The 14306-nt window shown below is 58.5% G+C and carries 11 protein-coding genes; 2 read left to right on the top strand and 9 right to left on the bottom strand.

Annotated elements, in window-relative coordinates; translation table 11 throughout:
* Positions 1 to 237 precede the first annotated feature (237 nt).
* Together QEP12_RS07555 and QEP12_RS07560 are read left to right on the top strand one after the other, a co-directional pair.
* A complete protein-coding gene (locus tag QEP12_RS07555; RefSeq protein ID WP_284213861.1) occupies positions 238 to 2202 on the top strand; it encodes a DEAD/DEAH box helicase in 1965 nt (654 codons plus the stop codon).
* A 179-nt stretch (positions 2203 to 2381) separates the two neighbouring features.
* A complete protein-coding gene (locus QEP12_RS07560) occupies positions 2382 to 4148 on the top strand; it encodes a M14 family zinc carboxypeptidase (RefSeq protein WP_284213862.1) in 1767 nt (588 codons plus the stop codon).
* A 290-nt stretch (positions 4149 to 4438) separates the two neighbouring features.
* Here the strand turns inward: QEP12_RS07560 and QEP12_RS07565 are convergent, their stop codons facing one another.
* The 9 genes from QEP12_RS07565 to QEP12_RS07605 form a co-directional block, all read right to left on the bottom strand.
* Positions 4439 to 4885 carry a hypothetical protein gene (locus tag QEP12_RS07565; protein ID WP_284213863.1) on the bottom strand — a complete coding sequence of 149 codons (447 nt, stop codon included), beginning with the start codon at positions 4883 to 4885 and terminating at the stop codon, positions 4439 to 4441.
* Complete coding sequence (locus tag QEP12_RS07570; protein ID WP_174864290.1) at positions 4882 to 5229, bottom strand: M15 family metallopeptidase; 348 nt, start codon at positions 5227 to 5229, stop codon at positions 4882 to 4884. Before QEP12_RS07570 ends, QEP12_RS07565 begins: the two co-directional genes overlap by 4 nt.
* Positions 5230 to 5521: 292 nt before the next feature.
* Complete coding sequence (locus QEP12_RS07575; protein WP_284213864.1) at positions 5522 to 5914, bottom strand: hypothetical protein; 393 nt, start codon at positions 5912 to 5914, stop codon at positions 5522 to 5524.
* Positions 5915 to 6059: 145 nt separating this feature from the next.
* Positions 6060 to 6530 carry a hypothetical protein gene (locus QEP12_RS07580; RefSeq protein ID WP_174864289.1) on the bottom strand — a complete coding sequence of 157 codons (471 nt, stop codon included), beginning with the start codon at positions 6528 to 6530 and terminating at the stop codon, positions 6060 to 6062.
* A gap of 9 nt (positions 6531 to 6539) precedes the next feature.
* A complete protein-coding gene (locus QEP12_RS07585) occupies positions 6540 to 7580 on the bottom strand; it encodes a hypothetical protein (RefSeq protein WP_174864288.1) in 1041 nt (346 codons plus the stop codon).
* Positions 7577 to 8473: a carbohydrate-binding protein gene (locus QEP12_RS07590; protein ID WP_174864287.1), complete on the bottom strand. Its 897-nt coding sequence runs from the start codon at positions 8471 to 8473 to the stop codon at positions 7577 to 7579. Before QEP12_RS07590 ends, QEP12_RS07585 begins: the two co-directional genes overlap by 4 nt.
* Complete coding sequence (locus tag QEP12_RS07595; RefSeq protein WP_284213865.1) at positions 8470 to 13587, bottom strand: tape measure protein; 5118 nt, start codon at positions 13585 to 13587, stop codon at positions 8470 to 8472. Before QEP12_RS07595 ends, QEP12_RS07590 begins: the two co-directional genes overlap by 4 nt.
* 87 nt (positions 13588 to 13674) lie before the next feature.
* Positions 13675 to 13965 (bottom strand): hypothetical protein, encoded by a 291-nt coding sequence (locus QEP12_RS07600; RefSeq protein ID WP_284213866.1) that lies wholly within the window; start codon positions 13963 to 13965, stop codon positions 13675 to 13677.
* A 115-nt stretch (positions 13966 to 14080) separates the two neighbouring features.
* A complete protein-coding gene (locus QEP12_RS07605) occupies positions 14081 to 14287 on the bottom strand; it encodes a hypothetical protein (protein WP_284213867.1) in 207 nt (68 codons plus the stop codon).
* Positions 14288 to 14306 lie beyond the last annotated feature (19 nt).

Below are 14306 nucleotides of genomic sequence, written 5' to 3' on the forward strand. Positions count from 1 at the left end.
CGCACAGATCAAGGGCGCCCCAACCATTGATTATCTCCTCATGCGACAATACGTACCGTCAGGGGCTCCAGTTTCCCCTTGGCATCAGCATTCAGCTGGGGACAAAGGCTCGCCAACCCAAGCGAATCCAGCTCCCAAATCCTGTGAATCTCATCTGCCTACGACTGGCACTGCAACCTGCCTTTTGGTTGCTGCGACAGGCTGATACCCCGCGCCCGGATGGGCGTATCGACAACAATGACATTTCAAGAATTGAACTTGGCACCCGCCATCGTGAAAGCGGTGCTGGAGCAGGGCTACGAAACCCCTACTCCCATTCAGGCACAGGCGATCCCCGCTGTGCTGACAGGCAAAGACCTGCTAGCAGGCGCCCAAACCGGCACCGGCAAGACGGCCGCGTTCTCGCTGCCCATGCTGCACCGCCTGACACAAGGCGGCACGCAAGCCCCTGCGGGCGGCATCCGTGCGCTAATCCTCACGCCCACCCGTGAACTGGCGGCGCAAATTGAAGAAAACATTCGCTCCTATGCGAAATACCTGGATGTGACCACTGCGGTCATCTTCGGTGGCGTCGGCATGAAGCCCCAGATTGACCGCATCCGCAAGGGTGTGGACGTGCTGGTGGCCACCCCTGGCCGCCTGCTCGACTTGCAACAGCAAGGTTTCATGGATCTGTCCAACGTTGAAGTGCTGGTACTGGACGAAGCCGACCGCATGCTGGACATGGGCTTTATCCACGACGTCAAAAAAATTCTGGCGCTGGTGCCTGCCAACAAGCAAAGCCTGCTGTTCTCCGCCACCTTCAGCGATGACATCCGCTCCTTGGCCAACAACCTGCTCAAAAACCCAGAGAGCATTCAGGTCACGCCCAGCAACACGACGGTGCAGCGCATCAAGCAGGTGATCCACCCTGTGGGCCGCACCAAGAAAAAAGAAGTGCTGCTGCACATCATTAACGAGAACAACTGGAGCCAGGTGCTGGTGTTCACACGCACCAAATTTGGCGCCAACCATGTGGCCGAGTACCTGACCAAGCACGGTGTGACCGCGATGGCGCTGCATGGCAACAAGAGCCAAAGCGCACGTACGCAAGCCTTGGCGGGCTTCAAGACCGGCGAGTTGCGAGCCCTGGTGGCCACCGATATTGCAGCCCGTGGCATCGACATTGACGAGCTGCCCCACGTCGTCAACTACGAAATTCCCAACGTCCCCGAAGACTACGTGCACCGCATCGGCCGTACAGGCCGTGCGGGCCGTGAAGGCCACGCCGTCAGCTTGGTCTGCATGGACGAAGAAGGCTTCATGATGGAAATTGAACGCTTTACCAAGCAAGAAATTCCCGTCGTGCCTATGCCTGAGTTTGGCCCTGAACCCGGTGAAAAGGCAGAGCCAATTGCCATGGGGCGCCAAACCATCTGGGGCGGTGCAGGCAAACCACCAAGCCGTGACGTCATGCAAGCGGCTGCACGTGCTGCACGCCAAGAGATGATGGAGCGCATTCGCACCACCAAGACCGGACAAGGTGAACGCGGCGGCCGCGGCCAACGCTCGCCGCGTGCAGCAGCACCTGCTGGCGAACTGGGAGAAGGTGCACCGCAAGGCCAGGCACCTCGCCGTGGCCCACGTCGCAGCCCACGCCCAGGCATTGCCCCGCGGGACAATGCCCAAGCCATGGAGTCGCGTGACTTTGGCCAAGGCGAAGGTGGCCAGCGTCCTGAACGTCAAGAGCGCGCAGACGCAGACAGCCAAGCCCGCCGCAGCGGCCAAGGGTTTAACCGTTCGCGCCAACGCCCTTCGCGCGATAACCCACGTGGCCCCAACGCCCCAATCAGCAGCCACGGTGAGCGTGACCAAGCACCGCGCGAGCCACGCCAACCTCGCGAGCCGCGCGAATTGCGCGAACCCCGTCAGCAGCGTGAGCCCCGCACACCGCGCCAGTCGTTCGACCATGACTACAACCGCTTTGACGACAGTCAACCACGTGCCAACGCGCACTTGGGCACCCAGCTGGATCGCCCCTCTTCGCGCCCACCTCGTAGCACCAGCGGCGGTCAACCTGACCCCACACGCACCAGCATCGACCTGATGGTGGAGCGTCCACGCCGCAGCGGCGGTGGTGGCTTCCGCGGCGGCAACACTGGCGGTAGCGGCGGCGGATTTGGCGGTGGCAACCGCCGTGGCGGCGGCGGCTTCAACCGTTAAAGCCCTCCTCAGCGCACAGGTCGCAGCCTTCACAACCTTTCAGAAGGCTAGCGCCTTGCGCTGACAGCATCGAGCCGCTGCGCGACCTACCATTCGCGCACTTTGCTCGATCGCTTCCAGCGATATGCCTCTAGCGTTGCTCGGCATCATCTCCCTTGGTATCTACGGTTTACAGCACTATGACAAAGCCCTTCGCCCCTGTCTTCGCGCCGTATCTGGAACGCCCAGGTCACGCTCTTTCATCACACGCTTCGCGCTGGATGCTGCTGGCTTCTGCGCTGACTCTGGCTGCGTGCTCCAGCACACCGCTGCCTGAATGGCCCGCCGCATCCACAGCACCACGCCCGCAAGCGCCCTCCACGCCCGCCTCTGCAGCTGCAAGCACCGCATCTGCACCGAGTGCAGCCAGTGTGACACCCGTGGCCCCCAACACCCGGTTGGAAGTGTTGCCTTACAGCGCCGCTATCGCCGCGCTTTTTCCAGACCCTAGCGAACGCTACAGCACACCCGGCTTATCCGAAGGCCGCCACAGTGCCACCACCAACAGCGAACTGGCCGAGCTGCTGCGCGAGATCAGCCAGCAAAGTCTGAACCAGTCACCCCGCATTGGCCTGCTCAACAGCGGCAGCGCGCAAAGCGGCACCCCAATTTATGCATTGGTCGCCACCAAGGCACCAGCTATCTCTCCTCTGGCTTTGGATGAAAGCGGCCGCCCCACCGTCATGATCGTGGCCGGCCAGCAAGGCACAGACACTGCAGCCACCGAAGCCGTGCTGGTGCTATCCAAGGAACTGGGCGCTGGCGGCTTGCTCGCTCCCTTGCTCGACAAAATCAACATTATTTTTGTGCCTCGCGCCAATCCCGACGGGTTTGCACAAGGCACTGCAACCACCGCCGACGGCACAGATTTGCGGCAAGACCACCTGCTCCTCCAGACCCCTGAAGCACGCTTTTTGGCCAAACTGGCCCGCGACTACCGCCCCAGCGTGTTGCTTGATGCTGGCGAGTTCAACGCAGTCCAGCCTACGCTGCAACGCTTTAACGCCGTGCGTGCCAACGACATGGGTCTGCAATACGCGGTTACCCCCAACGGCCACGAGTTTGTCACCAAAGCCGCCCGCGAATGGCTGCACCAACCCGTCAGCCAGACACTGAGCCAAGCAGGCATGCGCGTGGATTGGTCGTTTGAAGCCACAGGCCCCAGCGCCGCAACCGGCTTTGCCATGGGCACGACGGAACCCACCACCTTGCGCAACGTCTCCAGCCTGAAGAACGTGGTGAGCATGGAAGCTAGCAGCCGTGGCAGCGATTTGGGACGCACCCACCTGCAGCGGCGCGTACACAGCCACGTCAAAGCCATGACCACGGTGCTGGAGAGTGCAGCACAGCGCGCAGCAGAACTACGCCAAGTCAACTCGTTTGTGACCCGCGATGTGGCTTCTCAAGCCTGCCGCAGCAGTTTGACGGTACAGGCACAGCCCCGCATGGAGCAGCGCGACGTCACCTTGATTGATGCCGCCAGCGCCCACATCGTGCAAAAGCCTGCGGCTTGGACCAGTGGTTTGGCACTGGGCGCACCACGCACTCGCAGCCATGCATGCGGCTACTGGCTGTCCGCCAATGCCGTGCAAGCAACCGAGCGCCTGGGCATGATGGGCGTCTATGTGCAGCGTGTGGCGGAACTGTCTTCGCTGGACGTGGAAACTTACCAAAGCAGCGCAGCCGCGACAGGCAATGGCACCACCAGCATCAGCTTGGCACGCGGTCACATGGAAGCTGCACCCGGCAGTTACTACGTCAGCATGAACCAACCCCTGGCATTTTTGGCAGCGGCTGCACTCGAGCCCGACACCCCCTACAGCTTCTACAGCCACGGCATCCTGAGTCAGTTGAACGAAACCGCGCGCGTTGTCGCCCTGCCCCAGATCGTGTTTGAAGAAGAGTAAGAACCAACAAGCCGCCAAGCCACTCCAATGCACGGTATGATTGAAGACTTGCGCTTTTTGCAAAGCGCAAGGTGGTGGCGTTAGCTCAGTTGGATAGAGCAACAGCCTTCTAAGCTCGCCAAGAAGTCTAGGATTTATGCGGGTTGCGCGGTGGTTTTCGCTCCGCATCCATGTACGTTTATACAGTGATCTAGCCCGCATTATTTCGTTTTTGCACAGCCAATTGCGGAGCAAAAACAGACCGCCAAAACGCAAAAAAGCCCCCTCCAGCGCAAGCCAGAGGGGGTTTCTTATTTGGGCCAGGCTTGCAGCATCAGTCGGACATCAGCCGCGTGCCCGTCAGCGACTCGTGCCAGGTCTGCAACTTCTGCTGTGCACTGATCGAGTACGACACTGGCGGCAGCGGCGTACTCACGCGCGGCGCTGTCGGTAGCTGCTGCGATACGGGCGGGCACACTGGCGAGGTCGCGCCGCAGGCTGTCAGCAGTGCGGCGAGCAGCAGCAGCGGCATCCGCGTTTTGTGCGACAAGGGCCGCGTGGGCTGCAATGGCTTCATCTTTTGTCCTTTCAAGGGTTTGATAGCGCTCCAGCGCCTGGGCGTGGGCAGTGGCTGCGGATTCGGCAAACTGGCGCTTCACGTCAAACAGCTTGGCTTCAGCGCGCCAGCCTTGGGTCATCCAGCCAGCGGCAAACAGCAGGGCTGCCGCGATGGCTGCGCCGATGATTCGCGCCTTCATGCGCGCCCCTGGTGCGTCATGGAGTAGTGGTTGCCGTCGGGCGTTCTGAAATCACCTCCCCAGCGGCAGTCCGCGTGCAGCGACTTCCAATACTCACCCAGCGGCTTGTGCGCTTCGCTGGTCGTGAGGTACTGCCCATCTTTAAAAAGGTTCAGGTCAATGGCTAGGCGCTCTTTGTGCGAGCTGCTGGCCGAGCTGTACGACTTCTTCACCCCCATGTCGCCATGCACACGCGGATCACGGTAGGCATCGCCCAGCGTCACCTCGTAGCCCTGCGCGTAGGCGTACTGGATAAGCTGCGCTGCCAGCTTGGCGAAAATGCGCTGTTTTTGTCCAAGAGTCATACATCCCCCAAACGTCGTTTCGGAACCCCAGCCTGGTGCCAGCGCGCCACGTTGATAGCCAGGCCTGCCAACACGCAGCCAGCAAACAATGTGTCCGCCATGGATGGCCACGTTCCCCACAGCAGTGGCTGCAGCCCAGAAGCAGCACAGCCAGCGAGTAAAAGCGTGTAGCGGGAGCGCGCCAGCAAATGGCGCTTGCAGATTGGGCTGTTGAGCCTGCAGATGCACGCCCAGCCAATGCCGATGCAGATCAGCAGGTTGGCCACCGCCAAGAGTTGATGTGCTTGCCAATTCATGACGCACCCCCGTCACCGCCAGCGCGGCGCTCAATCACTCGACCAGCGCGAGCAAAAACCCAGCGCGCAAGGCGCGGCCAGTCATCCCCCACCCCGCCAACAAGCAGAGCAATGGGTGCAAGCATCCAAGTGACGTCGTCGTGTCCTGACCATCTGCCAGCCAGATTGGCCAAACCCACCGTCACCAGCACCGCCGTAGCATTGAGCCGCAGGAAATACCAGGCTGCCCCAAGTCGCACCGAAGGATCGCGCCGGCCAAGGGCCCAAGCAGCCCCCACGGTTGATGCGATGAGGATCACTGAATAAGGCCCGATCACTCCAGCCAGCGCAGGGCCAAAGATCACAGAAGCCAAAGCAATAGCCACATTCACAGGATCAAGTTGATTCATATTCCTCCGCCCATTCAGCGTGCACTCGCCCGATGCGCGCCCATAAAAAAACCGCCCGAAGGCGGCGGTTTGTTGTTGTGTCTGCCTTCTTGCAGGCAAGTGTCTTTGGGAGTGCATCAAGTGCATAACCCTAGCCGGGGTTGATTCAGGACGCTTGCATGAGCGAGACGATCTCGACCTTGCGCTCTGGTGTGAGTAATCCTTTGTCACACAGCAAGGACAGCCCAGCCTCGGTTTCCGGGTCTTCATAGCTCATATACGCAGACCCAATCATGCGGTCGTACATCAGCTTCACAAGCGGGTCGCTCATGGTGGCCGTGACGACCGCTAACTGCTCGGCCTGAGTGAACAGGTCTAGCTTCTGATTTCCGACGAAGCGCGGGCACTGAGGTTCTGGGGGTTCTGGCTCAGGTTCAGGCTCTGGCAGCGGGATAGCCTCGACCATCCACGCGTCATCCACGCACCGTACCCGCTCAGTCTCGGGGTCATACTGAGGCAGAGGGTCAGGCGTACACACATCTGGGTTGTGGTCAAACGGCTTGCCGGTTACAGGGTTTGTAGGCAGCTCCACACTGTGCGTGTAGAAGCCGTCCGTGTCGAAGTAATGAACTTGCATGGTGAATCCTTAGTATGTGACGGCGAAGATGTAGGCGCGGTTGGTTGGGCGGAATTCTCCAGCCACAGGCCATTGCCGCGACGCATTCAAGCTATACACACGGGTAACTCCACTGATCGTCCCGAGCACTTGCTGAGATGCCTCGACATCCGCCGCAAAAGCACCCGCCACATTATTCGCGCCAGGATTAGGCACATAGCCGAAAGTCCCGGTCAAATTTCGCCCCGCATCACCCTGATGACTGCCGATAACACGCCCGGCATCCTTGCCCCGTCCGCTATCCGCGTTACGAATGAACTCACCACGCGCCTCATCAAGCACGAAGGTTGATCCAGTCACACCTAGATACTCTGCAAGGTCTGGAAAGTCTGCCGCCTGAAGCACCACGTCGCCACGCACTTGCAGGAAGCCTTCACCGACTTCACGCAAGAAGTAGCCAGCTTTACCAACCGGGTGCCACGGAGCGCGAACGTACCGGTTCTTGGCAACGCTCCAGACCATCTGCCGAAGGTGCGGCTGCGTGACGACGATGATCCATGCTTGAAACGTGGCGGGAACAGTTGTGAATGTCGCTGCCATAGCGATGGCTTGCGCCACTGCCGAATTATCTGCTTTGGCGTCCAGCGCAGTCTGCAAGTCTGTCACAGTGCTGATGGGCTGGGTGCCAGTGTGATTCGCTCGATCCCGCAGGTAAGCAGGGTCGATGGAAGCAGCATATCCCGCAGCAGCGTCGCGCGCAGATTCTGCCGCCATTTTGGCTGTATCTGCCGCTGATGCGGCGCCAGCAGCCTGCCCTGCACTTGTGCTTGCGGCGGCGGCACTGCCAGCTGCTGCACCTGCACTACCGGCCGCAGCTTCTTTATGCAGGCGCGCTGCTTCAGCATCTTGACCTGCTTCCAGGCCAAGGTTGGTCATTTCGCCGCCCAGCTGATTCGCCTGGGTCGCGAAGCCGGGCAAGGCCCCCAAAAGAGAAAACGCCTTGGAGTTGAACTCGGTTGGCGTATCTGCGGGGGTCGGGGGTGTGGGTAAATTTTGAATTACCGTGGTCATGAGAGCCCTTCTATATCAATAGTGCACTCGGAGTAACGGGTGTACTGCAGCAAAATATCGAAGCTGGAATACCAGCCGTACACGTTGGGTGAGTCGAAGCGATCCGTGGCGATCCACAGCACAGGCGTTGCGCGCAAATCCGTGAGCTGCCGCTCTACTTCATCGAGCTGATCGTTTTTCAGCAGTAGGCTCAAGGAACGGGTCTTGCTATATGCCCGCTGCTGCAGCGTCACCTCCCCCCATTGGTCGGTTTCCTTGCGCGAGTAATCGCGGATACCCATCCGCATGCCCTGTTGAACGCCTTCTCCAATAGTGATCTGGTCGCCCACCAAGATCACGCCGACGCCAATCAGGGCAAGGCCTGTAAGCTCAATCCGAATCGTGGCGTTGGGGTAGCTAGGCAAATCCAGCAACCTCAGCTCTTGGCGCGTCTGGCGCTTGCCGAAGAACCAGCTGTACCAGTTCGATTGAGCCTGCGCCGAGAGCATTACGACCGTTCGCTCATAAAGCTGGCCGTACTGCAGGTCGGTCACGATCACCCGGACTTCAGAGACGCCTGAGAGATTCAAAAGCGCCAAAGCTGAGCGCACCTCGCTCCCAGAAATCTCAAACCACATCGACTGGTTTGCTTCCGTCTGCGTGGTATGGGAGCGGTCAAATGCTCGCCATAGATTCGTCGGACCGACTCTGACCCACCAAGTAGACGATATATCCGGCTGATGGCCAGCATTCGCCGCTTGCAGGCTCTGAAAAACAGAATGCCCGTGGATCACACGGGCATCTGCTGCATAGGTCGTTGCGGGGTTGTAGACCGGGTAGTCGTCTTCGGGTACGCTCGATGCGAGTATGGCTGGCGTGACTTCCACCGGATTGAGCACAATCAGTCCACTCATGCGGTCACCTCTCTTTCTTCTGGCATGCCCATGGCGTCCCAACGCTGCAAGAGTTTGTTTTGCTGCAATTGCAGGTCAACAATTCGAGCAGCCTGAACACGGTTTTCTTCGATCAGCTGAGCAAGCAGCTTTTCTGTTCGTTCCGAATTGCCACCACCGCCACCAAGCATTGCTTGGGTCTGGTTGGCGTTCCAGTAGCGCGCCGGTCCAGTCACTTCCAGCTCTGGGCCACGCTCGCCCACCAGGCGCATACCACCGGCGTGCAGGCCGCCCGCTGCAAACGCTGGAATGGATTTCCCCGTCAACGCGGCCACGATGGCGCGCAGCCCTTCAAGCTGCGCCTGCGTGCCGTTGTTCACGGCATCAGCAATCACCTGCTCGGCGGTTTTTGTTGCCCCACTCAGCCCTGCCAATGCTTGATCGATGCTGTCCAGCAACCCCAAGGCAACGTCTTGATAGTCGTCACTCTCTGCATCACCCTCCAGCAGTCCAGCCGCGTTCGTGGCCTGGGCCAGCAGCTTGGCCGTTTGCACACGCCATTCCGCCCCTGATAAGGCTTCTGCTTTCATGGCCTCCGATAAGCCTTGCAGATTTCCCGCCATAGCATCCACATAACCAGCCCTTGTGGAGCCAGTTGTAGACAAAGCCATGGCGTAGTCCACTGCGTAGCGCTGGCCCAACTCCTGGGCTGTCTGTGCCGTGCTGAGCTGCCCCAAGCGGACTGCATCCACAACAGAGCGCAGGTTGCCCGCGCTTTGCAGCATGGCCTGCACTGCCTGGGCTTGGGCCTCGTAGAAGCTCATGACCTCGCCACGCAGGTCGGAGAGCTTGGAAACACTTGCTCCAGCATCCGCCACAAACTTCTTCATCTGCTCCGCATACTCAACCTTGGATTGCATTTCAGCCTTTTGAGCCGCATCCAATGCCGCCTTCGCGGCATCCAACGCTGCCTGAGACGAAGCAAGCCCTGGAGCATCCTGCGCGCGCTGCTGATCAGCCGCAGCATAAACCTGCGCATTGCGCGCGCTGTTGTACTCAGCGACCAACCGCTCCATGTTTGCTGCACGCTCTGCGTCGGTCGTGGTTCTTGTGTTCCAGCCTTTCCCAAAACGAGCGGTGTGTGCATCCCATCGAGCGCTGATGATGCTTTCCCATAGCGCATCGGTTGACTGGCCTGGCGCGGTGGCTCGAGGTGCAACAGCTTTGTTCAACCCATCAAGGATTGCCTGCTGCTTGGCATCTGCTGCAGCCTTCTGCGCAGCAAGCTCCGTCTGACGCTGAGCGACCTTCCCGGCAGCAGATGCCGTGCTGGCCTGCGTTTGCGCCACGAGAGCACTGCTTGGACCGACAAGAGCCGTAGAACCGATGGCTGCGCGAATCTCTTCCGCTGTCATTGGCTCATTGCTGCGCAATATGTCCTTGCGCAAGCTTTCCACATCAGCCAACAGCGAGCCGATCGATGCATTAAGGTCTGCAAAGAAGTCCGTCACAGACGCCGCCATGCCGTCAAGCTCTTTGCTCCATGCATCCGCCACGCTGGCGAAAGTGCCGCTCATGCCAAGCAGCACCGCTGCCAGCTCTGCACCTGCCTCACCTGCAGCCATTTGCTGCTCGACCAAAGCTCGGTACTGCTCGGTCGTGGCCGGAAGTGCAGCGCCATACTTGGAAAAAGTCTCCGTCAGGCTGGCTACCGTGGCATCCAAGCGTTCTTGCTCGCTGAAATAGTTCGCATAGAACGACTGTGCATTGCTGGTCAGCGCATCGATGCCGCCGGACACATTGAGCAAGGTCGTCTGGACGCTGCCGCTGATGCCAGCGAACATGTCCATGGTCTGACCCAGCGAGTCAAACACGGTTTTGATTGCGCCGATCTGTTGCAGTGCGGTGTTGAGCCCCTCCAACCCCTGTGCGGCATTGATCAACTGATCCGACCAGCCTGGCAGATCCATAGACGTCAATGCCGTCTTCACATCGGCAGCGATGGCAGCCATGAACTCCTGCGCTCCAGCATCTCCATCGCTGAACCAGCGCCCACCCCAGCCCTTGTCGTACTGCGACCAGTCAACCAAGGTTTGACCGTCCGGTCCTTTGATGTTCATCGCACCGAAGACACCGCTGTTATCTGCATCTTTGGAAAACGAAACAAACAGCTCATAACCAGCCGTCTTACCAAAGGTTTTTGCTGCAGCATCCAGAGATGATCCGATGGCTCCTGCCAGTCCGCTAACCATCGGATAGAGAGCGTCGTTCCACTGATCGCCCGGAGTCCACCCCTTGGACGTAACTCCACCACGGTACTCGGATGTCGCTGCATAGCGCGGGATGTCGTCGTCACCAAAGAGGCTGTCAACAAACCCTCCCAATGTGCCTCCGATCATGGTTCCAATGCCTGGAAGGATGTAGGTGCCAACCGCAGAGCCAATGGCCGATCCATACTGCCCTTGGCTCAAGCTGTGCAAGGCATTTGCATAACCAAGCGCTGAACCTATGCCTCCTTCAAGTCCAACGGCATCCTTAAACCAAGCGTCAACGCCTTGAATGGTTTGACCAAGGTTGTGCAGTGATTCGCCGACGCCAGTAAAACCGTTGTTGATGGATCTAAAGCCTGCATCAGACAGCCAGTTGCCTACGTTTCCTCCAAGGTTCGTCCAGTTAGTAAGACTACCTCCACTGTTTGCAAGGCGATCTATCAACCCGGCACCAGAGCCAGCCATCGCAGCGGTGCCTGTGCCCATCAGGCTGCCGACCACGGTTTGCACCACGGGCTGCAGCACCAGCGTGGAGAACAAGCGCTTCAGATACGTCGCCGCATCCTTGCCGCCCGCCATGATGTAGTCGGCCAGGGTGTCGCCAATGGTCTGCGAGACCTTTTCCCAATCCTTGGCTGCTTGCTCCGCTGCCTTCTTGTTTGCCTCCTTGACTTCTTTTTGCGCCGTCGCCGTGACAAGCTGCTTGCGCGCATCAATCTCTTGACGCAGGAAATCCAGCGTCTGCTGGGATTCTTGGCGCTCCACCGCCTGCTGATACGCATTCTCAGCGCGTGCCAGTGCCAACCGCTCTACAGCCTCAGCCAAGCTGATGTTGTGTGTCTCTGCGTAGGCTGCGGCCTCGGCTTCTTCAACCAGCTTTTTGACCGAATCCTGCACCGACTGCAGTGACTGCTCACGCGCCTTTTGCATGTCAGCAATGGCTTTTTCGACATCGCTGGCATTTTTCAGCCATGCCTCATTGGCTTCAGACTCTGCCAACAATGCCTGCGCATTCGCAACCTGGCTTTTGCTGGCCTTGTTCTTGCTGTCGGCAAGCAAGGCTTCCAGCTGGATGCGGGCGCGCTGGCTTTCGGTCAGTTTGTCGCCCTGGGCTATCTCCAGGCGCTGGGCTGCAGTGCGAGCCTCCAAGCTCTTGATATAGGACAGGATGGCGCTTTCGCCCTCCTTGTTGCCCTTGGCGCCATCCTTCGCAGCCTTGGCCTCAGCCTTGCCCGCTTCGGTGCTTTCGTAGCGCTTTTTGTTCAGCTCAGTGACTGCCTTTGCATAGTCTTGAACTGACATTGCCCCAGTCTCTAGCGCGGCTTCATACGCCCGCAAATCGCCTGTAAAAGCCTTGCTAATGCCGTTGTCGCGCGCACTTATTGCCAGCAATCCTTGCTGCGCCGCATCAAGCTTTTTCTGACGATCCAGATACGATGCGTATTGCGAGCCATCGTTGTATGGATCTCCGCCGGCTACAGGCGCATTAACGGCTGCCAAAGAATCCTGCGCCCGTTTAGCTTCGCGCAGCTTATCTACTAAGCGCTGGGCATGGTTGTAGGACTCACGCAGCATTAGGTTGGAACTGCTTTGCGCGCCAGCGTCTTTAAGCTCTTGCAGACGTTTTTCAGCTTCTTTGAGTTTTTGCCCTGTCTCTAGTGCGCTGTAACCAATCGCGTTCACAGGGTTTAAAAACTCTAACGCCGCACCCGCTGCAGCTGCCAATTGCCCTCCAAAACCTGCGCCAGCAGCTCTTGCGGACTCAATGCTTTGATTAAAGTTCATCAGGCCATCAGACAGAATGTCCATCTGTCCAGACCAGAACTGGCTCACACCCGAATCGCCCAAGCTTTGCTTGAACTGCTCCCAAGCATTGTTGTAGCGGTTGATCGAAGCATCAAGGCGGTTTGCTGCTTTTTCAGGAGCATCACCTAACGTCTTTTCTAGCTCTGCTGCAAATTTAGGCAAGAAGTCTTCAGAAATGACTTCTCCCATTTCCAGCATCTTGCCCAACTCGGCGGTAGTAACACCCATGGAGCGGGCGGCGATTTGGAAAGCGCCGGGCAGGCGCTCACCTAACTGACCGCGCAGCTCTTCAGCTTGCACCGTCCCCTTAGAAACCATCTGTTGTAAGGCCAGCAGCACGCCGCTGTTTTGCTCTGCAGACAAGCCCATGACAGCTGACGCCTTTGCCACGGATTCAAAGACAGCCCGGGCCTTATCGCCCTCTAGCGTTGTTCCCTTAGCGGCTGCCTGGAACTGCATGTAAGACTGTGCGGTGCTTTGAAACTGCAGCCCTAAGTCGTAAGTTGTCCTGCGCAGATAGTTGATTTCATCAGCTGAACCACGTGCCGACGCAAAGTCCAACCCAATACGTAAACGCTCCGCCGCCGCGCTCGCGCTGTACATTGCTGCAGTGGCTTGCAACAACCCTTGAACGGCAAACCCGCCAATTGCCACCGAGGCAGCCGCGCGCAGGCCCCCAAGTGAGGAAATCAATCCGCCAGATGCTCCCGAAGCTTCTTGTTGCTTTCTCTTGAGCTCGTCTAATTGATCCAGTAACGGACGCAGAGCATTTTTATTAATCCCTTTGAAGTCGGCCATTTGCTCCCAATAGACGCGACTTTCCTTGGATCCTGCCTTCAGGGTGGCGATGTAGCGCTGCAAGCTTTGTTGCATGGTTCGCGTATCGCGCTCAATTTTCTTGGCAGATTTGTCGCCACCATCGCCAAGCGCACCAATCCCTTGCGACGCTTCTTTTGCTGTCTTGCCCAAGTCGGCAAGGCTGCGTTTCGAGCGGCGGACACCGGCTTCTACACCTGTTGCATCGGCGCTTATGCCGATCGTTACATCCATCTTGTCCATGGTGGCCCCAATGAAAATGCCCGCAAGGCCTAGACCAAGCGGGCAATAAAAAAGCCACCCTAAGGTGGCTATCTGAAATTTAGCGCTCTAGTTCTGCGGCACTAGAGCTGCTTGGCAGTGCTTACACTTGCGAGCGTCTTTGCGCACAAGCTCACGGCAATCAGGGCAGTGGACATGAGTGTCTGGCGTTATCCGGTTGCCCGTCTCGTCGCGAGGAGATTTATCGCTGACATCGCCGCCAATCAACAAGAAAATTCCAGCAAGGAGTGGCGAAATAAGGCAGGCGAGAAAAAACCAACCAAAGCCTGACCTCTGCCACTTGGCAGCCAGAAAACCAACGGCAACCGCAAATCCAACCCACAGTAGCAATACTTCCATCACGCCCTCCTTAAAGTAACGCGATGCTACCAAACCTGCCGAAGCGGGCCTGATATCTCTGCCGTGCCAACACAAAAACCACCCGAAGGTGGCTTTGTGAATCTCAGCGTGATTACTACTTTTGCTTAAGCAGCTCGATCAGCTCTTGCCGCTGATCTTCGGCGTCTGCAGTGGCTTGAACGCGAAACAGGACATAAGGGATGATGGCAAAGGCGCATGCAGTAGCCGCCATAGCTGCCTGTTGCGGCGCACCGGGCATAAAGAACGATGCCAGCAAGCACATGGCGCCAATGATCGCGCCCACAAAAACAAAAATACGCATCACACCTCCTAAATAGTTT

The organism is Comamonas jiangduensis (assembly GCF_030162955.1).
Lineage (GTDB): Bacteria > Pseudomonadota > Gammaproteobacteria > Burkholderiales > Burkholderiaceae_C > Comamonas > Comamonas jiangduensis.

Excerpts from the sequence above, each read along its gene's own strand:
- QEP12_RS07585 (WP_174864288.1), bottom strand. The coding sequence starts at position 7,580 with ATGACCACGGTAATTCAAAATTTACCCACACCCCCGACCCCCGCAGAT.
- QEP12_RS07590 (WP_174864287.1), bottom strand. The coding sequence starts at position 8,473 with ATGAGTGGACTGATTGTGCTCAATCCGGTGGAAGTCACGCCAGCCATA.
- QEP12_RS07565 (WP_284213863.1), bottom strand. The coding sequence starts at position 4,885 with ATGAAGGCGCGAATCATCGGCGCAGCCATCGCGGCAGCCCTGCTGTTT.
- QEP12_RS07575 (WP_284213864.1), bottom strand. The coding sequence starts at position 5,914 with ATGAATCAACTTGATCCTGTGAATGTGGCTATTGCTTTGGCTTCTGTG.
- QEP12_RS07600 (WP_284213866.1), bottom strand. The coding sequence starts at position 13,965 with ATGGAAGTATTGCTACTGTGGGTTGGATTTGCGGTTGCCGTTGGTTTT.
- QEP12_RS07605 (WP_284213867.1), bottom strand. The coding sequence starts at position 14,287 with ATGCGTATTTTTGTTTTTGTGGGCGCGATCATTGGCGCCATGTGCTTG.
- QEP12_RS07555 (WP_284213861.1), top strand. The coding sequence starts at position 238 with ATGACATTTCAAGAATTGAACTTGGCACCCGCCATCGTGAAAGCGGTG.
- QEP12_RS07595 (WP_284213865.1), bottom strand. The coding sequence starts at position 13,587 with ATGGACAAGATGGATGTAACGATCGGCATAAGCGCCGATGCAACAGGT.
- QEP12_RS07570 (WP_174864290.1), bottom strand. The coding sequence starts at position 5,229 with ATGACTCTTGGACAAAAACAGCGCATTTTCGCCAAGCTGGCAGCGCAG.
- QEP12_RS07580 (WP_174864289.1), bottom strand. The coding sequence starts at position 6,530 with ATGCAAGTTCATTACTTCGACACGGACGGCTTCTACACGCACAGTGTG.
- QEP12_RS07560 (WP_284213862.1), top strand. The coding sequence starts at position 2,382 with ATGACAAAGCCCTTCGCCCCTGTCTTCGCGCCGTATCTGGAACGCCCA.